At 44.8% G+C, this 24,298-nt stretch carries 20 protein-coding genes; 12 read left to right on the forward strand and 8 right to left on the reverse strand.

Annotation, left to right across the window (positions count from 1 at the left end):
• Window positions 1–33 precede the first annotated feature (33 nt).
• Window positions 34–1,077, reverse strand: a complete 1,044-nt coding sequence (locus K1Y79_RS26975) for an aldo/keto reductase (protein ID WP_220253333.1) — start codon at window positions 1,075–1,077, stop codon at window positions 34–36.
• A 221-nt stretch (window positions 1,078–1,298) separates the two neighbouring features.
• Between K1Y79_RS26975 and trxA the strand changes: the two genes are divergently transcribed.
• The 3 genes from trxA (at window position 1,299) to K1Y79_RS26990 (ending at window position 3,470) form a co-directional block, all read left to right on the forward strand.
• Window positions 1,299–1,595: a thioredoxin gene (gene trxA, locus K1Y79_RS26980; RefSeq protein ID WP_220253334.1), complete on the forward strand. Its 297-nt coding sequence runs from the start codon at window positions 1,299–1,301 to the stop codon at window positions 1,593–1,595.
• A gap of 80 nt (window positions 1,596–1,675) precedes the next feature.
• Window positions 1,676–2,494: a hypothetical protein gene (locus K1Y79_RS26985; protein ID WP_220253335.1), complete on the forward strand. Its 819-nt coding sequence runs from the start codon at window positions 1,676–1,678 to the stop codon at window positions 2,492–2,494.
• Between the two features lie 100 nt (window positions 2,495–2,594).
• The gene (locus K1Y79_RS26990) at window positions 2,595–3,470 is read left to right on the forward strand and encodes a lipase family protein (protein WP_220253336.1); all 876 of its coding nucleotides are present in this window, start codon (window positions 2,595–2,597) and stop codon (window positions 3,468–3,470) included.
• A 439-nt stretch (window positions 3,471–3,909) separates the two neighbouring features.
• Here K1Y79_RS26990 and K1Y79_RS26995 read toward each other — a convergent pair whose 3' ends face one another.
• The gene (locus K1Y79_RS26995) at window positions 3,910–4,446 is read right to left on the reverse strand and encodes a carboxymuconolactone decarboxylase family protein (protein WP_220253337.1); all 537 of its coding nucleotides are present in this window, start codon (window positions 4,444–4,446) and stop codon (window positions 3,910–3,912) included.
• 298 nt (window positions 4,447–4,744) lie between these two features.
• Between K1Y79_RS26995 and K1Y79_RS27000 the strand changes: the two genes are divergently transcribed.
• Together K1Y79_RS27000 and K1Y79_RS27005 are read left to right on the forward strand one after the other, a co-directional pair.
• Window positions 4,745–6,271 carry a TROVE domain-containing protein gene (locus K1Y79_RS27000; protein ID WP_220253338.1) on the forward strand — a complete coding sequence of 509 codons (1,527 nt, stop codon included), beginning with the start codon at window positions 4,745–4,747 and terminating at the stop codon, window positions 6,269–6,271.
• Between the two features lie 1,726 nt (window positions 6,272–7,997).
• Window positions 7,998–8,495 carry a hypothetical protein gene (locus K1Y79_RS27005; RefSeq protein ID WP_220253339.1) on the forward strand — a complete coding sequence of 166 codons (498 nt, stop codon included), beginning with the start codon at window positions 7,998–8,000 and terminating at the stop codon, window positions 8,493–8,495.
• 224 nt (window positions 8,496–8,719) lie between these two features.
• Here the strand turns inward: K1Y79_RS27005 and K1Y79_RS27010 are convergent, their stop codons facing one another.
• Window positions 8,720–9,964: an MFS transporter gene (locus K1Y79_RS27010; protein ID WP_220253340.1), complete on the reverse strand. Its 1,245-nt coding sequence runs from the start codon at window positions 9,962–9,964 to the stop codon at window positions 8,720–8,722.
• Window positions 9,965–10,196: 232 nt separating this feature from the next.
• Between K1Y79_RS27010 and K1Y79_RS27015 the strand changes: the two genes are divergently transcribed.
• The 4 genes from K1Y79_RS27015 (at window position 10,197) to K1Y79_RS27030 (ending at window position 13,170) form a co-directional block, all read left to right on the forward strand.
• A complete protein-coding gene (locus K1Y79_RS27015; protein WP_220253341.1) occupies window positions 10,197–10,631 on the forward strand; it encodes a MarR family winged helix-turn-helix transcriptional regulator in 435 nt (144 codons plus the stop codon).
• Between the two features lie 23 nt (window positions 10,632–10,654).
• Window positions 10,655–11,122, forward strand: a complete 468-nt coding sequence (locus tag K1Y79_RS27020; RefSeq protein ID WP_220253342.1) for an OsmC family protein — start codon at window positions 10,655–10,657, stop codon at window positions 11,120–11,122.
• A gap of 224 nt (window positions 11,123–11,346) precedes the next feature.
• Entirely contained in the window at window positions 11,347–11,982 is a 636-nt protein-coding gene (locus K1Y79_RS27025) for a YiiX family permuted papain-like enzyme (RefSeq protein ID WP_220253343.1), read from the forward strand.
• 105 nt (window positions 11,983–12,087) lie between these two features.
• Window positions 12,088–13,170 (forward strand): tetratricopeptide repeat protein, encoded by a 1,083-nt coding sequence (locus K1Y79_RS27030; protein WP_220253344.1) that lies wholly within the window; start codon window positions 12,088–12,090, stop codon window positions 13,168–13,170.
• 37 nt (window positions 13,171–13,207) lie between these two features.
• On the opposite strand, the gene K1Y79_RS27035 is transcribed toward K1Y79_RS27030, so the two are convergent.
• Complete coding sequence (locus K1Y79_RS27035; protein WP_220253345.1) at window positions 13,208–13,576, reverse strand: hypothetical protein; 369 nt, start codon at window positions 13,574–13,576, stop codon at window positions 13,208–13,210.
• Window positions 13,577–13,947: 371 nt separating this feature from the next.
• Complete coding sequence (locus K1Y79_RS27040) at window positions 13,948–14,877, reverse strand: endonuclease/exonuclease/phosphatase family protein (RefSeq protein ID WP_220253346.1); 930 nt, start codon at window positions 14,875–14,877, stop codon at window positions 13,948–13,950.
• A 598-nt stretch (window positions 14,878–15,475) separates the two neighbouring features.
• Here K1Y79_RS27040 and K1Y79_RS27045 point away from each other — a divergent pair.
• Window positions 15,476–15,991: a DinB family protein gene (locus tag K1Y79_RS27045; RefSeq protein ID WP_220253347.1), complete on the forward strand. Its 516-nt coding sequence runs from the start codon at window positions 15,476–15,478 to the stop codon at window positions 15,989–15,991.
• A gap of 99 nt (window positions 15,992–16,090) precedes the next feature.
• On the opposite strand, the gene K1Y79_RS27050 is transcribed toward K1Y79_RS27045, so the two are convergent.
• Window positions 16,091–16,786 carry a hypothetical protein gene (locus tag K1Y79_RS27050; RefSeq protein WP_220253348.1) on the reverse strand — a complete coding sequence of 232 codons (696 nt, stop codon included), beginning with the start codon at window positions 16,784–16,786 and terminating at the stop codon, window positions 16,091–16,093.
• 153 nt (window positions 16,787–16,939) lie between these two features.
• Here K1Y79_RS27050 and K1Y79_RS27055 point away from each other — a divergent pair, with 153 nt between their 5' ends.
• Complete coding sequence (locus tag K1Y79_RS27055) at window positions 16,940–18,418, forward strand: cryptochrome/photolyase family protein (protein ID WP_220253349.1); 1,479 nt, start codon at window positions 16,940–16,942, stop codon at window positions 18,416–18,418.
• Window positions 18,419–18,439: 21 nt separating this feature from the next.
• Entirely contained in the window at window positions 18,440–19,552 is a 1,113-nt protein-coding gene (dinB, locus tag K1Y79_RS27060) for a DNA polymerase IV (RefSeq protein ID WP_220253350.1), read from the forward strand.
• A gap of 87 nt (window positions 19,553–19,639) precedes the next feature.
• Here the strand turns inward: dinB and K1Y79_RS27065 are convergent, their stop codons facing one another.
• Both K1Y79_RS27065 and K1Y79_RS27070 read right to left on the reverse strand, forming a co-directional pair.
• Window positions 19,640–21,271: a RagB/SusD family nutrient uptake outer membrane protein gene (locus K1Y79_RS27065; RefSeq protein ID WP_220253351.1), complete on the reverse strand. Its 1,632-nt coding sequence runs from the start codon at window positions 21,269–21,271 to the stop codon at window positions 19,640–19,642.
• A gap of 23 nt (window positions 21,272–21,294) precedes the next feature.
• Window positions 21,295–24,261, reverse strand: a complete 2,967-nt coding sequence (locus K1Y79_RS27070) for a SusC/RagA family TonB-linked outer membrane protein (protein ID WP_236059874.1) — start codon at window positions 24,259–24,261, stop codon at window positions 21,295–21,297.
• Window positions 24,262–24,298: the final 37 nt, after the last annotated feature.

Genomic DNA, 24,298 nt, shown 5'->3' on the forward strand with positions numbered 1-24,298 from the left:
GCCTAATGTATCAATCATTATATCAATTACCTGTTAATAAAACTTTGGCAACGGGTTTAGTTTGAGGTTATTGCGCTGATGCCAGTAGGGATACACGGTAGGTGCATCGCTGGCAGCATCCAGCTTCTTGATCTGATCAACGGTCAGATTCCAGCCTACAGCAGCCAGGTTCTGCTTCAGTTGCTCTTCATTCCTTGCACCAATAACGATACTGGACACAGTAGGCCGTTGCAATAGCCAGTTAAGCGCTACCTGTGCCACTGTTTTACCAGTTTCGGCGGCTACCTCATCCAGCGCATCGACCACTTTATACAGTAGTTCATCAGGTACTGCAAATGATGGTACCGGACTACCTCCCTGGGCTACACGACTGTCGGCAGGGAATGGCTGATTACGGCGGTATTTTCCGCCCAGCATACCAGCAGCCAGCGGACTCCATACCAGCGCACCTACTTTCTGGTCAAGCCCCAATGGCATTAGTTCCCATTCATATTCCCTGTTAACAAGTGAATAATATACCTGGTGCGCCACGTATCTACTCCATCCATATCTCTCCGATACAGACAGTGACTTCATAAGGTGCCAGCCAGAGAAGTTAGACGCCGCAATATACCGGATCTTCCCGCTCTGTACCAGGTCGTCCAGACTGCGTAATACCTCTTCAACAGGGGTATTCCCATCAAAACCGTGCATATGATAAATGTCGATGTAGTCGGTATTCAGCCGTCTGAGACTGGCTTCTACGTTCTTAATCAGCTGGGAACGGCCGGAACCCTGGTAGTTAGCCCCGGAAGCGTTGCCCATCGGGAAGGTGGATTTGGTAGAGATCAGTACTTTGTCTCTCTGCCCACCGATGGCCTTTCCCAGGATCTCTTCAGATAGTCCGTCGGAATATGTATTAGCAGTATCAAATAAATTAACGCCGGCATCCATGCAGAGGTTAACCAGGCGGGTGGCCTCATCTACCTGTGTGCTGCCCCATGCTTTGAAAAATTGATTACCTCCTCCGAAGGTAGCGGTACCAAAAGTCAATACCGGTACCTGCAATCCTGATCCTCCTAAAAATCTGTATTCCATTTTATTCACTTTAAAACATGAAAGAATTTAGATAGCGTAGTAAAGATCGCACATTCATACTGGCGTATGACTGCACAGTTTAAAGATATACCTGTAAATTTAATGGATACCGGGCTTTTAGCAGGCGCTATCCCAAAAGATAGCAGAGACTGTCACAACTTCAGGTATCGGCAGTTTTGCATATTTTTTGTGTTATATGGCGTATACTAACAGTTATAATTATGGCAACGTTTTCAGAAATTATAAATAGTGACAAACCGGTATTGGTGGATTTCTTCGCAACATGGTGTGGCCCCTGTAAAATGCAGGCACCTATCCTTGACCAGCTGAAGCAGAAAGTAGGCGATACAGCTACTATCCTGAAGGTCGATGTGGATAAAAATCCCGCAGCGGCCAATGCTTACAATGTGCAAGGTGTTCCAACACTGATCCTTTTTAAACAGGGTAAGGTGGTATGGCGTCAATCTGGCGTAGTACCTGTAAATAACCTGGAACAGATTGTCAGGCAGAATGCCTGAGCTGTTCAGCAGTAATAGATGCTACAATATGAAGTATTAGTATAATTAATATATCTTAGTACTTCACATTGTAGCATTGTATGAAAGAAATGTATAACACCCTGGCCCAACTGGGCGACTTTGTTAACCCTGGCGTTGTTATCTCTGGCGCAATCTTTACAGGAATTGCAGCCTTTTTTATCCCCCTGATCGTACTGATCATTCTCCGTAAAAAAATACTGATTACCCGCAGGTACAAGGCGCTGAAGTTCCTAGCATACAGTTATTTTGTACTGATACCTGTACTGACTGGCTTTCTGGCAACCAAGTGGGGCTTCTTCAATAGTCTGCGTAAAGATATCAAAGCACACACGGCCGTATACGTTGAACGTATACCCTCACCTATTGACCAGCAAACCTCCGCAGCTGTGAGCCGTTATATGCGTGACCATCATATCAGGCTGTCAACAGTAACGACAGACCAGGTGATTGACGAAGTAGCAGACGTAGTATATGCACATTACGACAGCCTGCTAGCCCGGCAGCAGACCCTGCAGGCCAGCAGTAATATGGTAACATCCTGGGCATTGAAGCTGACAAAAGGGAAAGGTGTGGCGCAGATGATCCGGCATACTATCAGGAAGGTACTGAAGGAGAAACTGGGGCTGGAGGAAGCCGTAAGTAATGAGCTGATGGCCTCACGTATCGAAGAAGTAGTCAAAATGGGACTGTTTACTAAAGTGGCACTGATACAGGCAGACCATTTCCTGAAAGGCATTCAGAAAGGTGTACTGATAACATGGAGTATACTGATGCTGATTCCGCTGGCAGAAGTACTGACTGCCCATTATCTGCTGAAGCGATCCAGGAATACACCTGCGGCTATCGCAGAACAGCAACAGGCCATTCCCCAGGTTTAACCACTTATACCCATAAATGGGCATCTTATGCCATTTCCATCCTTCAGGAGTGACATTGCGGCTAATTTTACTGCATATTCACTGATTAACAGAAGGGGTTATGGTAAATACAACGCAGACCATTGCACTGAAATATGCCTATTTTTTAGACGCAGCCTACCAGGTAACGGAGCAAAGTCCGCTGCAGGAGCAATACCCATACTTCCCGGCTGGTTATTCACTTGTTTATAACATCCACAGAAGAGATACCTGTAAAGGTAGAAATATACTGGCGTACAGTGGTTTTCTGGCGAAGAGTAATTATTCTCCGGATGCACCTACTACGTATGTACTGGCGCTCAGGGGATCTGCTGAATTTTTAGACTGGGCAGAGAAGCTGGACATACTTCCTTCGCCTGGCCCTTTCGGGAATAACAGTGGCAATGTGGTGTCAGGATTTCTGGACATGTTTAATAGTATGACATTTTCTGAGCCAGGGCAGATAAAGCCCAAAGGCTTATTAAAATATATCAGGTACAGCATTCAGTATACCAATATGCAATCGGAAGACGATACGCAGCCTATGGTTTGTACCGGTCATAGCCTGGGGGCTGCCATGGCCACCTTATTTGCAGCGGGAGACGCGTACACGTTACATCCCTGCCGCTTATATACATTCGGGTCTCCTTGTGTGGGAGATGCAGCTTTTGTATCTTTTTACAACGCCCTGATCACTACCAGCGAGCGTTATTATAATCTGCCTGACCTTATTCCTACACTGTTGGATGCCTTTGGTTATGACCATGTGCATCACGGTATCCCCCTGGATTCTCTGGGGGATGCCACCGTCAGCTGGTTACCCGATTGTACACATTCCCTCAGAACATACATGTACCTGCTCGGCGCTGATCCGTCGGTACTGAGCAACACTTGCCTTATCTGCGATATAGACAATGATGTCATGATAAAGAAATTGAGCTTTCGAAGAAGATATTAGTTCACTATGGTTATGTTAATCAGGAAGTAAAGCCGCTTCGTTTATACGAGGGGGCCTTTTTCTTTTTTACGGGGTATCAGTGCTATCCGGCCGCAGGACCAGCCATTTGTCTTATCACAACCGCGTGATTAAATAGTGAAAGCAACAAATGATGATCGTATTGGCTTCGCTTAATATTTTATATGATCGGATCTTCATAAGGTCACTAAGAGGTCACTTCAATATCCCGGGGATATTGAAGTGACCTCTTAGTGACCTCTTAGTGACCTGTTAGCGTCCGGTTGGTATAAAAACCAGAGCGGAACCAGGCAGGTAGGAACAATATCAGTATGTTGGCAGCTGGTATACCTTAGACAGGCTGTAATGATGGCTGCGGGAGCAAAGCAGCCAGCTCCATATGGTGGAGCGGCTGCAGCCCGGTTTTATGGATAGGATCTGACTATGATAAGGAAGGAGCGGGAGGAAAATCAACCGGCACCTGCGTAAGACCGTATAAATAGTTGGTAATCATCCTATCACCGATCAGCACTACCACATCTACCAGGTTTTCGTTGGTATAACCTGCAGCGAAGAATGCATCGACAGCCGCTGCCGCAGCTTTACCGTTATGTTCAACCGCACTTTTTACCAATATAGCCAGCGCGTTCAGTTTAGGATCGAAGGAAGCACCGCCTTTTCTGATTTCAATGATCTGTTCATCCGTGAATCCTGCACGTTTACTGATGAAGGTATGTGCTGCGAGACAGTAGTCACAATCATTCAGTTGGCTGACAACGAGGTTTACAACTTCTTTTTCTTTCGGCTTCAGAGATGACTTAGCACCCTGCAGGTGCAGATAAGAGGCCAGTGCATTTTCTGAGTATGCCATGGCAGCGTACAGGTTAGGCACTTTACCAAGGCCTTTCTGCAGGTTGTCAAACAGTGCCTGGTTATTGGAACTTACTTCTTCTCTGGTAGGAACATTAAAAGTTTTCATGTCTTTATATATTGAACTGTTTGTGTCGTCGTTATTGACGATGTAAAATTGCGTCAAAGCTGCTTGCTGGTAAATGGACAGTCTTCCCCAATACTTGCACATTTTCCCCCTGCGGCGAGAGGATAAGGTATACTGCAAATCGAATCAGCTGATTATCATGTAAATAATATGCAATGCACAAGATGATCTTCTTCAGCTGAAAATATTTTTTAAAAAAAGATTGAAATAATCTGGCGCTGCGCAAAAAAAGTGCGCACATGGCTTTCAACTTTGTATCATCAAACAAAAACAAACGGTCATGAGATTTAACCTGCTTACAACTACAAAAAAAGCGACGAATCACGAAGGTGCGAAGGCGTATACGCTGACACCTGCGATGGAGCTTTATAGTACGGTAGTTACTGCTTCTCTGCAAGACCAGTTTTATGAAAAAGGCACAGAGAAGCTGGAAAGAATCAGGACACTGATTGCTAAAAATGATCCAGGCTTCGTAGCGCGCCTGGCGGTGTATACCCGTGAGAAGATGTATCTGCGTTCAGTACCGATGGTGCTGGCAGTGGAGCTGGCGAAGGTACACAAAGGAGATGACCTGGTGGGAAAGATGTCAGGCCGTGTGATTCAGCGTGCAGACGAGATCACCGAGCTACTGGCCTATTATACGCTGGCCAATCAGAGAACGAAAATGAAGAAGCTGAATCATCTGAGCAAGCAGCTGCAGAAGGGGCTTGCTGTAGCGTTCAACAAATTTGACGAGTATCAGTTCGCAAAATATAACCGTAAGGCCGACATCACGTTAAAGGATGCACTGTTTATTGTACATCCTAAGGCAAAGGATGATAGGCAACAGGCGCTGTTTGACAAGATAGCAAAGGATGAACTGGAAACGCCTTATACGTGGGAGACTGCGCTATCAGCGGCAGGACAGGCAAAGTATAATACTGAAGCTGAGAAGAAGGATGCCTTCAAGTGGGTATGGACAGAGCTGATAGAAAGTGGTAAGCTGGGTTATATGGCTGCTATGCGCAACCTGCGTAATATGCTGAGTTATGATGTTGATCCGGTATACCTGCAGAAGGTGTATGATATGCTGGGAGACAGTCATGCAGTGATGAAGGCGAAGCAGCTGCCATTCCGTTATCTGGCTGCTTACAGAGAACTGAAGGATATTCAGCATGGTACGATTATATCGCTGAAGCGAGCACTTGAAAGAGCGCTGCAATCCAGTGTTGCACACATCAGAGGTTTTGACAGTAACACACGGGTGGTGATTGCGTGTGATGTATCTGGATCTATGCAGCAGCCTGTATCTGCCAAAAGCAAGGTACTACTGTATGATATTGGTCTGCTGCTGGCGATGCTGCTTCAGCATAAGTGCAGCAATGTTATCACCGGTATGTTTGGAGACACCTGGAAAGCGGTGAGTATGTCTCCGGATAACATACTTGGTAACGTGGATGAATTTTACAGGCGTGAGGGTGAAGTGGGTTATTCCACTAATGGATACCTGGTGCTGGAAGATCTGATTAATAAGAGATATGTAGCTGACAAGATCATGATGTTTACAGATGGACAGCTGTGGGATAGCAATACCAGCAACACGTCTGGGGCGAATACTATGTCAGCAAAATGGGCAAAGTACAAGCAGATAGCGCCGGATGCAAAACTGTATCTATTCAACCTGGCGGGATACAGAACGGTACCGCTGGATGTACGTCAGGACGATGTTTTCCTCATAGGTGGCTGGAGTGACAAGATCTTTGAGATACTTGATGCAATTGAGAGAGGAAGTGATGCAGTCACTGAGATAGCCGGCCTTTCACTATAAATATTCGTTTTTTGTTTACCTCATTTCCACCTCCCTCCAAAAGGGAAGGAGGTGGAACTTATCCGGGAAGGCAGGTGTCGTTTGGGCAGCCTTACTTCGATTAACAATACGGTGTGTGGGTGCGAGTCCCACTCTGCTGACAGCAACAGTAACAGCGCTGTTGTCAGCAGATGGCGTAAGAGTATCGCACGTATAGAACACATAGGTTGATCAGTTATTTACCTTGCCGGTATTCCTGGAAATTGATATTCATTGTTGTACGTCCTTTCAAAAGGAAGGGATGTTAAACTGGCCTTGTAGCTTAAGCGGAAAAAGCCCGTGGAAAAATTGCTGATCACGGAGTGTACGGAACATACCGTTACCGGCGTGCCTGGTAATGGTCAGAATTTACAGTGCACCGAAATCTGAAAGAGGAGAGTAGGGAAGCGTATTTATAGTCGTACTGCCCGAAAGGGAATGCAGGTTCGAGTCCTGCCGGGGCAACATGCAGGATGATGGGTGTCGTCAGTCAGTCTTACTTCGTTAAGGTTTACGAGGTTGTGGGTGCAAATCCCACTCTGCCGGTGGCAGGTGGCGCAATTAGCAGCGCACGTATTAGAAAATAGGGCTGACTATTTATAACCCTGTCGGATGTCCTGTGCATAATGGTATGAGTGTCGTTGGAAAGTGTTACTTCGCTCCTTTTAGAGAATAAACAGCACTTCCGTTTATTACCTTGTACAGTTATGTTTTATATTTTTTAGAAACGGGTGTCGTTGGAAAGTAATACTTCGACTCCAAACGATTGTGATTTGCTACGGGGGTTCGAGTCCCTCTCCGTCAACAGGCGGGTGGTCGAGATGGTTAGGCGCAGATGGTATGTTATTTTCCGGGTTATTACCCCGTTTCTTATTTTCTTAGAACAGGTGTCGTTAGAGAGCATTCCTTCGTTTCAGGGTGGAGAAGAGAGGTTTGATTCCTCTCCCTGTCTGCGGATAGGTAGTTTAATGTTAAAATGTCGTCGCAAAGGGCTCTCGATTTTTTACCCTGTTTTTTTAACTGCTTATGGCAGGTGTCGTAGGAAAGCAATACTTCGTTAATCTATGGGTCGGAGGTTCGATTCCTTCACTGTCGGGTTAAACCGGCAGGTAGCTCAGTTGGTAGAGCAATAGCTTGTAGCTTCCGCATTTTACCCTGCTGTAACTTTTCTTGTTTTTAAATGAAGTTAACATTTTCATTCTTTAATGTATCAGGGAGAAATATCCATTTCTCCCTTTTTTTACGTGCACTGAAGTTATCCACATTTTCGCTACGCATTATGGCTGCGTAATGCTGTTGTATCTTTGTTATGTAAACATGAAGATCAAACAGACAAAATATCAGTCCTATTGAATACAAGCCCGTTTAGAAGCAGATAACCCCTGATTCTGAGCACGAAAATCAATCTTGTAACGTACAAAGCCTTTGTTATGTAAGTGCATTTTTTTCATCGACTCGTGAAACCAATTTGTTGAGTAATATCCTTTTACGATGTAACACACTTTCACAGGTGCCCGTGTTTTTGCATGCTATATGCGGGCACTGATTTCACACCTTCTTTATGTGATACTGCGTGATCCGGCAGCATCTTATATAGTAACGATCAGTACTGACGTATCAGGGTCATTATGTGCATGGGTAGCCGATACTTGTGCATGATTACAAACATACTTACAAAGATTTTCAACCTACTATGCTGCATTCTAAGATGAATCAATTTGTCGCTACTTATTTTAACAATGGCCATCCCGGCCATCTGTCAAGACCTGGTCAACTGGCATCCGGTGGTGCTATTACTACAGTAGCAACAATTGATAATAGTGTATTGAAGCGTACAAACGGGTTACTGGAATTATCCGGTTTCGGATCAGTAGATAATATTGATCCTTTATCTACCTCGCAGGATGACCTGATCATGGTATTCGGAGATGAGAGAGACCAGCACCAGGAGCTGGTATTATTTGATCAGGCTTTCAAAGAAAGTAACGTGACATTCCGCATTAATATGCAATTGCATATGGCCGGCATTTCCTTTGAAGGCGTGTGTACGATTAGTTTTTCAACAGGTGAGGTAAAGACCTGCTACGTATATATACCTGATGTGGGTGAGAACAATTTCACTGCTGTCCGGTTCAAAAACTCCAAACGTTCTAATAGTGACGTACAAACAATTCTTAGGGCATTTCATATAGTGCTCATACAGTAGCGCAGAACTCATCCATTATTTCGTTAGGAGCCGCGGTCTCCGTCAGTGTATAGTGGCAAGGCGCCTGCTGCTTGCACTGATCCCTTCCTTAACCCCAGTCCTGTTACCTGTACCGCCCCTTTTAGATAATCTATGCCGACCTTGCTTCCATTGTTGTTTTCCTCATAGTGTTTCAGTCTGGTTCTTTGCGGCGCCAGGCTGGACACACTATTTATAATCAGCCGTTATCTCATATATCTGAACCTGATAACGTGCAGCACCCTGATCCAATGACTGATCCCACGTTGGTGCAGCATAAAGACCAGCACGATCAATATTCCCAGTATACCTTCCGCAAATACCACCACTCCTACGCCAAAGCAATGTGCGAGATATCCTATTACGAGACTACCAATTGGTAACATACCCTGGTATGACATGATGTAGTAGCTTAATGTTCTGGCTCTCATTTCTGAAGATGCATGTGTTTGCAGGTAGGTGTTGATAGCAGAGTTCTGAATCATTAATCCACCGCCAGTAGCAGCTGTAGCAGCCAGTGCCAGCACAATAGATGATGATACAGCTAATCCCAGCAGCGCTACCGCGAATACCACACTTGACAGGATAGTTAGTTTAACGAGGTCATGTCCGGGTTTAAGCGTGGCCATAAAGACAGCACCGAACAATGCACCGAGTCCTGCTGCGCTTTCAAACCAGCTGAAGGTAGTAGCATCTCCGTGAAATACATCTTTGGCAAATACAGGTAACAAAGTAGTGTAAGGTATCACCAGCAGACTGGAAGCTGCCAGCAGCAGTATCAGTGAAGACAGGTCAGGAGACTCGCGCAGGTAGTCATATCCTTTACGCAGATCTGCCCAGATGTTCACATCAGAACGGGATGCGGGTATCAGTGTCAGTTTCATCATCACCAGACAACAAATCACTGCGATAAAGCTCAGGAAATTAAGCAGGAAGCAGATATTTTCTCCGAATGAGCTGAGAATAATACCGGCCAGCGCAGGGCCAACCAGTCTGGCTGCGTTAAAGGCGGAAGAGTTGAGGGCAATCGCATTAGGCAAGTCTTCTTTATCATCCACCAGGTCAACCATTAGCGCCTGGCGCGCTGTTGTATCAAAGGCGTTGATCAATCCCTGCACGAGGCTCAGTGCGGCGATCCAGAGCATACTGTAGTAATTCAGCCAGACCATGGCTGCGAGCACGCCTGCCTGTAGCATGAGACCTATCTGGGTCACCATGACCACTTTAAATTTATTGTGTCTGTCTATGAAGCTACCTGCAAAAGGGGCCAGTACAAGAGAAGGGATCAGGCTTAGAAATGTGACCAGTCCCAGTAGGAAGGCCGACCCTGTGATGCGGTATACCAGCCAGCTGATGGCTACTCTTTGCATCCAGGTACCTACAAGTGATATGGCTTGACCTATAAAATGAAGTCGGAAGTTATGGTGTTTTAGTGAGCGAAATATTGGCATTTTATAAAGCAAATTAATAAAGTTACTTTACAAAAGTACGACTTTTATCTGGATTTCATCCAGGCGGCGAGTTGCCAGAAGGCTGATTTTGAACATCCAACCACCTATTAATACTGTAAAGTAGGCCACAACAGGGCAACAAGGCAGAACGGAATTTATTTATTCTTTTAGGGTCGGCTAACTATAGGTAGTTAGAAAAATGTAAAGTAACTTTGCCAATTGACTTGAAATTATGTCCGCAAACACTTATGAAGTAGCTGCTTCTTTACGCAGTACTGTTACCCGTCTGGTAAGACAGCTACGCAAACAAAACATCAGCTCTGACTTTTCCAATGCGGAACTGCTTACTATGGGGCTGCTGGATCAGCATGGAAAACTACTCCCTTCTGCCCTTGCAGAGATGGAGCGGATATCTGCGCAGGCCATCTCTCAGATACTCAACCGGTTGGAGGAAGTAGGCTGTGTAAACCGCGTTATGGACGAAACGGACAAAAGGAAGTCAGTAGTTTCGTTGACAGAGAAGGGCAAAGCGCATCTGTATGAAATCAGGCGTATTAAAGAGGAATGGCTGGTAAAAGCCATGGAGAAACTGTTCTCTGCCGAGGAACTGGCGCTGATAGAAGCTTTCTTACCCCTGTTACAGCGGCTGGCCGAATACAATGGTTAGATCATTATTCACGTTATATAATTATGAAAGGCACACACAACTATACAATGACAACCCGCTGGACGGGCAATACAGGTACCGGTACCTCTGCATACAATGCTTATGAACGCAATCATATTCTGCAGGCTGAAGGAAAACCTGAGATACCTGGTTCCTCAGATCCGGGCTTCCGTGGTGATAAATCCCGCTATAACCCGGAAGAGATGCTGGTAGGCTCCTTATCTACCTGTCACATGTTATGGTATCTGCACCTTTGCGCTACCGCAGGGGTAATAGTAGTTGATTATGTGGATCATGCAACTGGTACCATGATTGAAACAGCTGACGGCGGAGGGTATTTCTCTGAGGTAACTTTACATCCGGAGGTAACTATTACAGATCCGGCGATGATTGAAACAGCCAATTCGCTGCATGAAAAGGCAAATAAGTTGTGTTTTATTGCTAACTCTGTGAAGTTCCCGGTACATCACGAGGCAAAGTGCCGGGTGTAGTTGTGAAAGACCCGATAACTACTAAAAACAGTAAGTAGTGCCACTCACCGGATCTATGCCGTTCATCAATTTTCTTATCCAAAAGAGAGAAAAAAGCATAAAAAGGCGTTAAAATACAATGAAACTACCCAACTTCCGATGATTTTAACATTTGTGTCCTGATAAAATGAGCTAAATTTATATATGTATAACGTCAGCGCTTACACCCGCAAACCTATGTACGTATGAACAAGACATTAAAAACTGGATTGGTTGTTACATCATTAGGACTGCTTACTGTGCTTTATGCATTCAGGCAGGAAGCACCGTTGCGCTCGGGAGACGTTATATTTCAAACATCTATGTCGCCACAATGTGAAGCAGTAAGACTGGCTACACATTCAAAGTTTAGTCATTGTGGCATGATATGGAAAGTGAAGGGCAAGGACTATGTACTGGAAGCGGTACAACCGGTCAGAATGACGCCACTTGATGAGTGGATTACCCATGGGGAGGGGAAAAAATATGTGGTACGCCGCCTTAAAAATGCAGATAGTTTATTGACCGGCAAAGTATTACAGAAGATGGAGGCAGAAGGCAGGAAGATGCTGGGCAAATCTTATGATGGATACTTTGAATGGTCCGACGATAAAATATACTGCTCTGAGTTGGTATGGAAGATCTATAAGAGAGGTGCGGGGGTAGAAGCAGGGAAACTGCAACAAATGAAAGAGTTTGATTTGAGCAGTAAACCTGTTAAAGAGATTATCCGTGAACGTTATGGCGATAACCTTCCTGTAAATGAAACGGTTATCTCCCCGCAAAGCGTCTATGAGAGCAGTTTATTTGAGACCGTAAGGTCGAAATATGGCGAAAAATAGTATTATCTCAGTAACTTTGTACTCTAAGGTCTGGTCTAACCAGTAAGAACAAGGTTCGATTTTTTATATCAACGGCGTAGTACCGTTTATTCCAATCCTATGAATATGAAAAGATTTTCTACATTTCTTTTGCTGTCCACAGCATTTTCTATCCCTACTATTGCCCAGAATTACAAGCAGGATTTTGAGAAGTTAAGCAACAGTGGAGACACCACCAAGCAACGTGTATTGCTCGCGAAATGGGAAAAAGCAAAACCCAATGACGCAGAACTTTACATTGCTTACTTCAATTACTACGTGTCTAAAAGTAAAACGGAAGTAGTTACCATCAATCACACTGCTAACGGCTCCAATGTCCTGAAAGCCGGAAAGAATGGTGATCCTGCTGGTTATACCAGTGAAGTGGGATACAAAAAAGATCCACTGAACAAAGGATTTAAATACATTAACACAGGTATTTCAAAATTTCCTTCCAGATTGGATATGCGCTTCGGCAAGATCTACATGCTGGGAGAGAATTATAATTATACCTACCTCACAAAAGAACTGGTGTCTGCTATCAACTATGGCCATACCATTAGCAATAAATGGAAATGGGCAGATAACAAACCGCTGGATAAACCAGAACAGTTCATGCTCAATGCCGTACAGGAATATGTCGCGCAGATATACAACGTTGGTAAGAGCCAGGCCGATAACATTAAACTGATCTCTGAGACCGTTCTGAAATATTATCCTAAACATGTTGAAAGCCTGTCCGACTTAGGTCTGGCATACACACTGAAAGAAGACCTGGATAATGCACTGAAGACCTTCCTGAAGGCTAATGCAATTGCGCCTAAAGATTACATTGTACTGAATAACATTGCAAACATCTATGCTAAAAAAGGCGACGATGCTAATGCAATAAAATATTACGAACAGACGCTGAAAGTAGGCGATGCAGAAGCAAAGGAACTGGCAAGTGCAGAGATCAAAAGAATTAATGCCAAGAAGCCGGTACCAAAAGCAACTATGCCTAAACCAGCTACAGCAAAAACATCTACACAAAAAACTGCCAGCAGTAAGCCTACTACTACCAAAACAGTAGCAAAGACAAAAGCAGCTACTGATAAGTCAAATGCTTCTAAATCAACTGCAGCTAAAAACACTAAAAAGCCGACAAGCAAAACGCCTTCCAAGCATTAAGCATGGAAGGCGCTTACCGGCAAAAAGCAGATTGCATTTATTTAATAGACTGCAGCAAACTACAGAACTCCAGTTTCTCGTCTGAAGTCAAAAATGAATTAGCAATCGTTTCATTAATTAAGTCGCTGGTTAGGGAAAATTCATCGTATAGGTCATTTTGTTCCACTCCGTACTTCTTGGCGGTTGAAAAACGAACGGCCCCCAATATCTCTTTGGAAGGCACTTTCTTCTCTACAAGCAAAGGCCTGATTGAATACAACATTTCGTTGTTGGCTATCTCTATCTTCTTTTGATAGTCTGTCTTGCCATGGCTTGAAAAATAATGTCTGGTTACCAGATAAACGATAAGGGCAAGCATTGCCCCAAAAACTGCAGTAAAAACAACGTTTTCAGATAAGTGCATCATAAATAATTACGAAAGCTTAAGCGTGTATAATATATTAGAAACATACGCAATATATGAGCGTGCAGTTTCAATATTAACTGCGTTTATTGTGTGTTTGAACAACCTTCCTTTTCGCTTTCTGTACAACTACCTGTTAATCAATACCCATCAAAATATGTACTCATGGAAACACAGATGAGTACTACTACTCGTCGTCAGCAGAAAAAAACAGGATCATGATAAGCTTTTTCCTTACTCCTTAATAACTTATCCTTACTTTATCCAGCCGCACTCCTAACTATCTGTTGTGTCAAAAAAAATATTCTAAAAAAATTCAAAAAGCTCCTGCCAGATGATACCAGCAGGAGCTTTTTTCACTAAATAATCAATATTTACTTTTTCCAGGAGAGCACTACCATCACCGGGAAGTGATCTGAAGGTACCCGGGCCACATATTTATTCAGCGACACTTCCTTTGGAAAGTTAGCCGATTGTACCTTCTCTTCCTTGCCGTCGGCCACTACCGGACCACGGTAAGTATCTGTCAGAATACCATATTTTTCCACCTTAAAACGATTGGTCAGGAAAATATGATCAATACGGCTGTCGGTCTTACTATTCGGATTGAACGCATTGAAAGTGCCATTCTCCGCATACCGCACAGCGGTGCTCTCGTAAGCATCTTTCAGCAAACCGGAAGTATTGATCAGTGTATAAGATTCACTGCGTTGATCCACGTTGAAGTCTCCGGTTACAATAGTTGGCGTATTACCAGCCATCTTCCTTACTTTATCCATCACCAGCTTAGCACTCTCCGCACGGGCTTTTACGCCGACATGGTCCATATGCAGGTTAAAGAAATAGAAAGTAAACCCAGATCTGATCTCCTTAAACTTACCCCAGGAACACAGCCTCGGTAATACTGCATCCCACCCCTTGTTAGGCTTGTCAGTTACCTCCGCCATCCAGAAATCGCCATGTTCCAGTAGCCTGAACTTGCTTTTATTGTAAAAGATAGCAGAATACTCACCTGCTTCCTTTCCATCATCACGGCCAACCCCGATGTATTCAAATCCAGGTAAGGTGTCTTTCAGGTTCTCCAACTGATGGTGCATACATTCCTGCGTACCGAATATATCAAAACCATGAAACCTGATCATGGAGGCAATCACCGGATAACGCTGCTTCCATCCATTGCCTTGTTCAGCATCTTCCGTATTATTATCATTACGCATATTATAAGAGGCCACTGTTATTTTCTGGGCCATCACAGTGTAGCTCAGTAAGGTGAGAACAGCCACCAGAAGCGTTTGTCTTTTCATCTGCATCTCGTATTTATAATGTTCATTTAATTACACGTACTAAAAGTCACATTCCTATTACGATACCATTATACCATAAGGCTGGTATTTATACTGAACAGTATCGTTCTGCGGGAACCTGACTGTTATATAACCGGTGTAAGTATAAGAAAATACTAGTGGAGCAGCAACCTCTTTTCTATTACCGGCAATGACGTACTATCCCCAAAAGAAGGCATGCCGCGGAAGTGAGGCCATGTCCTGCTTGTTTCCCTAGTTTGTAGTACCTAGTGAATGGGAACTTAGGCGGCCGGTAAACTGCTATCCACAGCGCTATACCAGACACTACGGAAGGACCAGGCGACAACCAGTACATGAAATTGCTCCCTCTACTGAATGAACAAGCAATAAACCTGCAACGGCCAGAAGGTAAATCAGCGCCTTCCACTGAACGAACAAGCGACGAACTAGCGACGGCCAAGCGACGGCCAAGCAAATCTGGCTTTTCGTCCTGAAAAGGAGCTCCAAAAAATAAATCCACCTTTCTGACTTCACTACTGACATAGGGTTGTCACAAGCCGCTCGTTACTTTGTTACACAATCACAAAAACACACAATTATGGAAATCATTCAATCTCTCATTAACGAAATGGAACTGGAAGCTCAGACAACCCGTAAGATGCTTTCCATTATCCCACAAGACAAATTTGAGTGGCAACCCCACCCTAAAAGCATGTCTGTTATCCGGTTGGCTACTCATATTGCAGAATTACCAGGCTGGGTAGGCATGGTTTTAAATACTCCCGAACTGGATTTTACCACATCCCCATACGCTCCGAAAGTAGTTACTAACATACAAGAGCTCCTCGCCTATTTTGAAGAGAATGTTACCGACGGAAAAGCTCAGCTGGAAAAAGCAGCTTTACCTCAGCTGGACGAAGAATGGGTACTGAGAAATGGTGACGAGATCTACAGCAAATCCACAAAAGCTGAGTTCATCCGTGTTACTTACAGCCAGATTGTACACCATCGTGCGCAACTCGGCGTGTTCCTCCGTCTCTTGAATATACCAATTCCCGGTAGCTACGGACCAAGTGCCGACGAAGAGTTAGAAATGGCAGCAGCAGCCTCCTGATAAGTTCTCTCCTCCGCCAGATTCGCATCAGGGATTTCGTATTCCTGCTGCTCATAAACGATAAAGCCTGATCATTATGACCAGGCTTTATTCCTGCCATCATCCCTCGTATCCACCCTGGCTGATCGTGTCAAAATAAGGCGTTGATGCTAATAACGCCAGCATTGCCTGAACATCTGGCGCTTCGCCACTCCTGATCAGATCTTTGTCTGTCGTAAGCAGCAGCTGCACAGGCCTTCCTTCTTTTACCCGTTCGGACGTAGCGGTATCGGTATACTCCAATGTACAATCTATCCGAAGATTGCTAGTGAATGAACCTTTGCTCTTCAGATGGACCAGCAGGGACCTCGCATAATCTGCATACAGGTTATTTAACCGCATCAGAACGCTGCCTTCTGTCACCTCGTACGGACTTCCATATACCTTCACACAAGTCAGACCTGGAGGGATAGTTACATCTACCGTTGCATGCTGTGCCACCACACTGGCTATACTTTTATGTTGCTTCTCTGCTTGCAGCACCTGCACATTCCCTGTAACAAACGACCTGTCAGGCAGTGTCTTTGATGGCGCGGCCAGACCTTTCGTGCTACTGATATTAATGAGCAGATAACAGTCGCCATTCCCGGATTGGTATACCCAGTTATTACCAGGTTTGATATACCATTTTACCACCTTTTCATCATCTTTTATGGGTATAACAGGCTTTTCTTTCTCAGTGGAGGAAAAACCACTATGAATGGATAACCATGCCGGGAGAGATATACCTGCGAATAACTGTAGGGTAGCATACATACAGCAATAGTTTTAGGGTGAACGTTCATTTTGGTTAGGATGCGGATGACCCTGACATTCCACAAAAAGGCCGGGCACTTTAACAATTATTTTACTATTACTGTTAATACGGGAAAGGGTATGTTCTTTGTACCCCTCCCCTAAAACATCTTTATGGCAAAGGAAGCGGTAAGCATCATCTTTCCCCATCAGTTGTATAAGCAGCACCCGGCACTGGACAAAAGCAGGCCAGTATACCTGGTAGAGGAATCGTTATATTTCCTGCAGTATCCTTTCCATCAGCATAAACTGGTATTGCACCGCGCAGGTATGAAGTACTACCAGCATTATCTGGAAAAGAAAGGTTATGAGGTAACTTACATTGACGCGCACCATCAATATGCTGCCGTCAGAGACTTTGTGAAATGGTTGCACAGCAAACATATACATGAATTACATTATGCAGACACTGACGACTATCTGCTGGAAAGAAGGCTTAACAGGTATTGCCGGCAATATGACATGAAGCTTACTGCTTATCCGAATCCCGGCTTTATCAATCAACCGGAAGAAGTTGCTGAATATTTTGACAGCAGGAAAAGGTATTTCATGCAGGACTTCTATATCCATCAGCGGAAAACGCGCAATATCCTTATAGACCATAAAGGCCCGGTTGGCGGTCATTGGAGCTTTGACCAGGACAACCGGAAAAAGATTCCTAAAGGAGAAAGCATCCCGGATATCAGGTTTCCGGCTGCTGGTAATTACCTCAAAGAAGCTATCAGTTATGTACAACAGCACTTCTCCGACAATCCCGGAGAGGCATCCTCCTTTCGCTATCCTGTCACACATCAGCAGGCAGAAAACTGGCTGGAACAGTTCCTGGAAGAACGTTTTAAGAAATTCGGTATCTATGAAGATGCTATTGCGCAGACAGAAAGCATACTCTACCATAGTATGCTAACGCCAGCACTAAACATCGGATTATTACTGCCGATGCAGATACTGGAAAAGGCACTGGAAATGGCGCCGGCCTATAAAGTACCGATCAATTCACTGGAAGGATTTGTCAGGCAGATACTTGGCTGGCGGGAGTTCATGCGGATACTTTACCGGCGGGAAGGGAGCCGGCAACGTACTACCAACTTCTGGGATCATGAAACGCCTATGCCCGATAGTATGTATAAGGGTACTACCGGCATCCCTCCTATAGATCAGACTATTCATAAACTACACCGGCACGGATATACCCACCACATAGAACGACTGATGATACTGGGTAATTTTATGCTGCTGTGTGAGCTACACCCCGACGCTGTTTATCAGTGGTTTATGGAACTGTATATTGATGCCTATGACTGGGTAATGGTGCCCAACGTATATGGCATGAGCCAGTTTGCCGATGGAGGACTGATGAGTACTAAACCTTATATCAGCAGCAGTAATTATGTATTAAAGATGAGTAATTATCCGAAGGGGGACTGGTGTAATATATGGGATGGATTATTCTGGCGCTTCCTGCATAAGCACCGGGAGTTCCTGGGTGACAACCAGCGCCTCGGAATGCTGGTAAAAATGCTGGATAAGATGGACAAATCAGTAATCAAGTCACATCTGCGGCATGCGGAAGATTTCCTCGGCAAACTGATGTAGCTTTGTAGCACTGCGGCCACCATGGAAAGTGAAAAGAACAAGAAACAACGGAAGATCATTCATATTGATATGGATGCGTTTTATGCATCCGTAGAACAACGTGACCACCCTGAATACAGAGGTAAGGCTATTGCAGTAGGCGGTTCTCCCGAAGGCAGAGGTGGTGTGGTTGCTACCGCCAGTTATGAAGCCCGGAAGTTTGGCGTAAGATCAGCCATGCCTTCAAAAAGGGCATTACAGCTCTGTCCTGACATTATCTTCGTCCGCCCAAGGTTTGATATTTATAAAGAGGTATCCCGCAAAATACGGGAGATATTTGCCCGTTACACGGATATTATTGAACCCCTCTCCCTCGATGAGGCTTTCCTCGATGTGACCGAAGACAAACAACAGATCGGCTCTGCCATTGAAATAGCTAAACTGATCAAGCAGGCCATCCGGGAAGAACTACAGCTTACCGCATCAGCAGGAGTATCTGTTAATAAGTTTGTAGCCAAAATAGCATCTGACCTGAATAAGCCCGACGGACTTACTTTTATCGGCCCCTCTTCTATAGAAAGCTTTATGGAAAAGCTACCGGTGGAGAAATTCTTCGGCGTTGGTAAAGTAACCGCCGAAAAGATGAAACGGATGGGCTTACATACCGGGGCAGACCTGAAGCGCTTATCAGAAAATGATCTCAAACAGCACTTTGGTAAACCAGGAGGCTTTTACTTCAGAATAGTAAGAGGAATAGACGACAGAGAAGTACAGCCTCACCGTGAAACTAAATCACTAGGGGCAGAAGACACATTTCCCTACGACCTGACGAAGACAGAAGAGATGTATGCAGAACTGGAAAAGATTGCCGGTACTGTATGTGAGCGATTAAAGCGGTACGGCCTCAAAGGGCGGACAGTGACCTTGAAGGTGAAGTACAGCGACTTCAGACAAATTACCAGAAACCAGTCATTCCCCTTTCCTATCGGCGAACTGGATAAAATACTCGATACAGCAAAACAGCTACTGCTGGCTACTGAACCCGAAGACAAACCAGTCAGACTACTAGGTATTTCCTTATCTAATTTCGGAGAGATCATATCTGCAGCAAGGTCTGATAACAGTATACAACTATCGCTATTTGATACTGAATAAAAACACGATGCCGCCCCCGGCAAGGGACGGCATCAGATGTTCGTTATTTAAACCGCATTGAGAGCAAAGCAGTGTTTCCTAATACTATTAATTTGGATAACCTGGGTTTTGTTTCAGGTTAACGTTTAAAGCTCTTTGAGCGTATGGAATGGCAAACAGTTCTCTGAAGCTTTCACTTGGTTTATGATCCCACCAGCTGGCAGTTGTAAACTTACCCCAGCGGATCAGTTCCTGACGACGGTAGCCTTCGAAGATAAACTCACGTCCCAGCTCTGCCAGCAGTTCGTCCATAGTCAGGGTCGCAGTAGTATACTTTTTAGTTTCCCATACTTCTGCATCATATGCACGTTGCTTGCAAGTATTAACCAGGTCAACAGCTTCCTGGGTAGCAGCGCCATTGTTTTTACGCATCAGCGCTTCTGCTTTTGCAAAATATACCCATGTTAAACGGTATACTGCCCAGTCAGTACTTCTGTAGTTCGGATCAGTGATAGGCCCCAGTTTGTACTTGTTAAAACGTACACCACTGTTCTCCTCACCCTGCGTCATATCAGACAGTGTACTACCGAGTTTGTTTTTACGGATGTTATCCACAAATACCAGCTGCTCGCCGTTATACTCGTTACCACCACTGGCTATTACGGGCTCAGTATTGTTAGTACCGTATTTCCATTGCGGACCTTCAGAGATCCACTCTTTCTTACGTTTGTCAGTATCATCAAAAGTGGTATACACACCTGGAATTACTACTACACCGTCATTACCATTACGATCGTTACCGTTGATCAGTCCCTGGTTGAAGTGATAGAAGTCGCCGGTCCACTGTGGTGTAAAGTTAGACACCTGGAAGTCGTAAGCGATCGAGAAGATGATCTCTTTAGACAGGTGGTTGGTTGGCTTGTAAGTATCAGTGATATTCGGATCGAGTGCAAGTGCACCATTCATACCACCGGCTTCACCATTGATCAGCTTATTAGATGCAGCGATACAATCATCCCATCTTGGTGTACCAGTCCACTTCTCAGCGTTCAGGTATAATTCCACCAGCATAGCATAAGCGCTGGCTTTAGACATACGACCAATGAAAGACTTGCTTAATACCGGAGCAGCGTCAATATGATCGAGGATTTCTTTTTCGATAAAGTTGAATACATCCTTACGTTCTGCCGTAGGAGGGTTGATCGGGTTACCGATCTGTGTAACGATAGGCACATTACCCCACAGGTCCATTACGCGCAGATAGTGGAATGCACGGAACAGGCGCAGATCAGATACATAAGCATCTTTCTCTGCCTGGGTAATACCCATAGATCCGGCATCACGTTTTTCGATATTCTCAATAGCAGTAGTACAGAAACCAATACCGGTCCACAGCAGGTACCAGCAATCAGCTATCGGACCATCATCTACCAGCCAGCTATGATAATGCAGGCGGATCCAGTTACCACCATCGTAGCCATGACGACCTTTCTGTGGCCATGCCAGCTGATCGGCAGATAATTCACTGAGTCTCCACCAACCGTTCTGACCAGGCGTTACCCAGGCATTAGCATGGGTGTATGGTCTTAATACTGCGGATACTACTTCGTCTTTATTATTATAGAAATCGTCGGTAATGATCTGGTCGTACACATTTTCAGTCAGATCAGTACAACTGCTTGCAAATACCGGAAGTAATGCAAGTGCGGCATATGTTGCTATTTTGGTAATACGTTTCATCCTTGATTGTTTTGTTTATTTTATCAGAAGCTTACATTCAGACCAAACATGAAGCTTCTTGAGCTCAGGTAAGATCTACGGTCATCACTGTTGTTCAGTGCATCGATACCTGGGTTCAGACCTGTATCTTTTACGAAATCAGGATCATTACCGGAATAACCGGTGATAGTAGCCAGGTTACCGCCAGTGAAGTAAACTCTCATACTGCGGATGTATTTGTTGCGGAATGGTACGTTGTAGCCTAATGTTACCTCATCCAGTTTTACGAAGCTACCGTTCTCGAGGTAGTAGTCAGAATACTGGAAGCTGTCGTTCAGCTTAGCATGTTTGGTAAATGTGCTTCTCAGTACATTACTTGGCAGACCTTGTCTGTTACCGTACAGCATTTCCAGGGTATTCAGGATCTGATAACCGAATTTACCACGCATGAACACACGCAGGTCCCAGTTCTTATAACGGAAGGTGTTAGTCATGGATGCCTGGTATTTAGGAATACCATTTCCGATTACTGCGAAGTCTTTATCACGGCTGATCTCATCAGCTGGGCCAGTTGTTCCGTCAGCTTTATAGAAGCGCCATTTACCTTCATCAGTGAAACCTGCAAAACGTTTACCGTAGAAGTTACCGATTCTACCACCCTCATAAGTACGGAGAGCAGTACCCAGTGCACCGTAACCACCGATATCGCCACGATCAATGAAAGTCAGTTTGTAGATATCGTTGGAGAAAGATGTCATCTTGTTGCTGATGTTACTGAAGGCTACATCGGTAGTCCAGCGGAAATCTTTCTTCTCCATAATAGTTGCGTTCACAGACAGCTCTATACCCTGAGACTCGAATGAACCTACGTTGGTATAGATTGAGCGCTGTACGAATGATGGCACCTGGGAAGTGAAAGTAGATAATACATCCACAGTCTTACGACGGAACAGGTCTAAGGCACCACTCAGACGGCCATTGAAGAAGCCGTAGTCAATACCAAGGTTCCATTCTCTTTTAGTCTCCCATCTCAGATCCGGATTAGGGTTTCTGTTAGGGCCATATGTTTGGCGCCATACGCCATCAGGGTTGATATAGTTACCGCCGGTACCCATTGTTACCAGGGAGGCATAGTTATCAAAGCCTGAGTTACCGGTGATACCGTAACCAAGTCTCAGTTTCAACTGACTGATGAAGGCAGCATCCTGCAGGAATGACTCTTTGTGCACGTTCCAACCGGCAGAGATAGCAGGGAAGTTACCCCATTTGTTGTTAGCACCAAATCTTGAAGAGCCTTCACGACGGATGATCGCAGAAGCCATATACTTATCGTTGAACACGTAGTTCACTCTTCCGAAAAATGCAATCAGGGTATTATCATTTTTATAGCTGCCCATACCTGCTTTACCAAGCACGAGCTGGTTACCTGCATTCAGGTTATTTTCTCTGAAGATATCGTTCTGGAATCCGTAGTTGTTCGCATCAAATCCCTGATTCACTTCATAACGGTAGCTGTAACCACCTACTGCAGAGATATTATGCCTGTCCAGTGTCAGATTGTATTCGAGGGTTGGCTCAACTGCATACTTCAGTTTCAGTTCGCTCTGCTGGTATGCATAACCACCACCTTGTCTCTGTTCAATGGAAAGTTCTGAAGCACGTTCTGCATATTGTGCTCTGTTGAGGTTATCACGTATTATGGAGCCGAAGATGGAGCCTTTCAGGCCTTTTACGATATCCAGTGTCACTTTAGCATCTCCGGAAGTAGTTTGCTGTTGCAGAATGTCTGTCTGCTGGTGCAAGCGGGCCAGTTCGTTTGTACTGGTTTGTTCAAAGTACCAGGAACCATCCTCATTATATGGAGAGTAAGTAGGCTGGAAGGTAAGGTATCCGTTGAGGTTACCACCATCAGTCAGCAGATTAGCCTTGTTAAAGTTAGTTGCCAGATTGAACTGTGCAGTCAGGCGGTTATCCAGGCCTTTGGAAGTGATACTCAAACGACCACCATATTGCTGACGACCATTTTCTTTCAGCAAACCTTCCATGTTATTATAGTAAACGCTGGCACGGTAGTTTGCACCATCGTTTCCGCCAGAGAAGGCCAGGTTATGATACTGGGTCAGATTGTTGTCATTGATCAGGAGATCCAGGAAGTCTGTTCTGTGACCTCTGTCTGTAGTAACGATTTCACCGCTGGCTATTTTAGCAGCATATTCATCGGGTGAGAGGAAGTCAGGTCTGCGTTGCAGATATTCCTTACGGAAGTAGGTGTTATAGTCAACACGGCTCCCACCAGCTTTACCACGTTTAGTAGTAACGAGTATTACACCGGCGTTTGCCTGGGTACCATAGATAGCAGCAGCAGAACCATCTTTCAATACAGAGATAGACTCGATATCATCCTGTTGTAACAGATCCAGGTTACCGTTAGGGATACCATCTATTACTACAAGTGGTCCCTGATTGTTATTCAGGGTAGTAGCACTACGTACCTGTATAGCAGGGCTGGTGTTAGGGTTAGAACCACTTGTACGGGTGATCTGCAAACCTGCAACTTTACCCTGTACCAGGTCTAATGGATTACGAGCACCACTCTGTCTGAAATCCTCCTGGCTGATAGACGCAATCGCAGAGGTTACCTCTGTTTTCTTTTGTGTACCATAACCTACTACCACAACATCTTTCAGAGCAGTTACGTCAGCAGCCAGCGTTGCATTGGTAGTAGCAGAGGCACTGATAGGTTGTTCTAACTTTTTATATCCGACAAATGTAAAAACCAATGTAGTGGAACCTTGTGGAATTTCAAGTTTGTAAGTACCGTCCGGGCCGGTCTGAGTACCTTTACTGGTACCTTTTACCTGTACGGTAACCCCTGGCAATGGCGTATTGCCCTGCGCATCAGTAACGCGGCCTGTGATGGTCCGGTTCTGGGAAAATGCAACCAGCGAAAGGAGTAACATCCATAAGCTGTGCAGGCATACCCGGGAAAAAAATGAGAAGCCTCTCTTCATATATTTCAATTTTGGTATTAAGCAGCGTATCAGACAA

The organism is Chitinophaga rhizophila (assembly GCF_019492185.1).
In the GTDB taxonomy this organism is placed as follows: Bacteria; Bacteroidota; Bacteroidia; order Chitinophagales; family Chitinophagaceae; genus Chitinophaga; species Chitinophaga rhizophila.

Bases quoted from the DNA above. Each gene is read 5' to 3' on its own strand.
- K1Y79_RS26975 (WP_220253333.1), bottom strand. From the start codon at position 1,077: ATGGAATACAGATTTTTAGGAGGATCAGGATTGCAGGTACCGGTATTG.
- trxA (WP_220253334.1), top strand. From the start codon at position 1,299: ATGGCAACGTTTTCAGAAATTATAAATAGTGACAAACCGGTATTGGTG.
- K1Y79_RS26985 (WP_220253335.1), top strand. From the start codon at position 1,676: ATGAAAGAAATGTATAACACCCTGGCCCAACTGGGCGACTTTGTTAAC.
- K1Y79_RS26990 (WP_220253336.1), top strand. From the start codon at position 2,595: ATGGTAAATACAACGCAGACCATTGCACTGAAATATGCCTATTTTTTA.
- K1Y79_RS26995 (WP_220253337.1), bottom strand. From the start codon at position 4,446: ATGAAAACTTTTAATGTTCCTACCAGAGAAGAAGTAAGTTCCAATAAC.
- K1Y79_RS27000 (WP_220253338.1), top strand. From the start codon at position 4,745: ATGAGATTTAACCTGCTTACAACTACAAAAAAAGCGACGAATCACGAA.
- K1Y79_RS27005 (WP_220253339.1), top strand. From the start codon at position 7,998: ATGAATCAATTTGTCGCTACTTATTTTAACAATGGCCATCCCGGCCAT.
- K1Y79_RS27010 (WP_220253340.1), bottom strand. From the start codon at position 9,964: ATGCCAATATTTCGCTCACTAAAACACCATAACTTCCGACTTCATTTT.
- K1Y79_RS27015 (WP_220253341.1), top strand. From the start codon at position 10,197: ATGTCCGCAAACACTTATGAAGTAGCTGCTTCTTTACGCAGTACTGTT.
- K1Y79_RS27020 (WP_220253342.1), top strand. From the start codon at position 10,655: ATGAAAGGCACACACAACTATACAATGACAACCCGCTGGACGGGCAAT.
- K1Y79_RS27025 (WP_220253343.1), top strand. From the start codon at position 11,347: ATGAACAAGACATTAAAAACTGGATTGGTTGTTACATCATTAGGACTG.
- K1Y79_RS27030 (WP_220253344.1), top strand. From the start codon at position 12,088: ATGAAAAGATTTTCTACATTTCTTTTGCTGTCCACAGCATTTTCTATC.
- K1Y79_RS27035 (WP_220253345.1), bottom strand. From the start codon at position 13,576: ATGATGCACTTATCTGAAAACGTTGTTTTTACTGCAGTTTTTGGGGCA.
- K1Y79_RS27040 (WP_220253346.1), bottom strand. From the start codon at position 14,877: ATGAAAAGACAAACGCTTCTGGTGGCTGTTCTCACCTTACTGAGCTAC.
- K1Y79_RS27045 (WP_220253347.1), top strand. From the start codon at position 15,476: ATGGAAATCATTCAATCTCTCATTAACGAAATGGAACTGGAAGCTCAG.
- K1Y79_RS27050 (WP_220253348.1), bottom strand. From the start codon at position 16,786: ATGTATGCTACCCTACAGTTATTCGCAGGTATATCTCTCCCGGCATGG.
- K1Y79_RS27055 (WP_220253349.1), top strand. From the start codon at position 16,940: ATGGCAAAGGAAGCGGTAAGCATCATCTTTCCCCATCAGTTGTATAAG.
- dinB (WP_220253350.1), top strand. From the start codon at position 18,440: ATGGAAAGTGAAAAGAACAAGAAACAACGGAAGATCATTCATATTGAT.
- K1Y79_RS27065 (WP_220253351.1), bottom strand. From the start codon at position 21,271: ATGAAACGTATTACCAAAATAGCAACATATGCCGCACTTGCATTACTT.
- K1Y79_RS27070 (WP_236059874.1), bottom strand. From the start codon at position 24,261: ATGAAGAGAGGCTTCTCATTTTTTTCCCGGGTATGCCTGCACAGCTTA.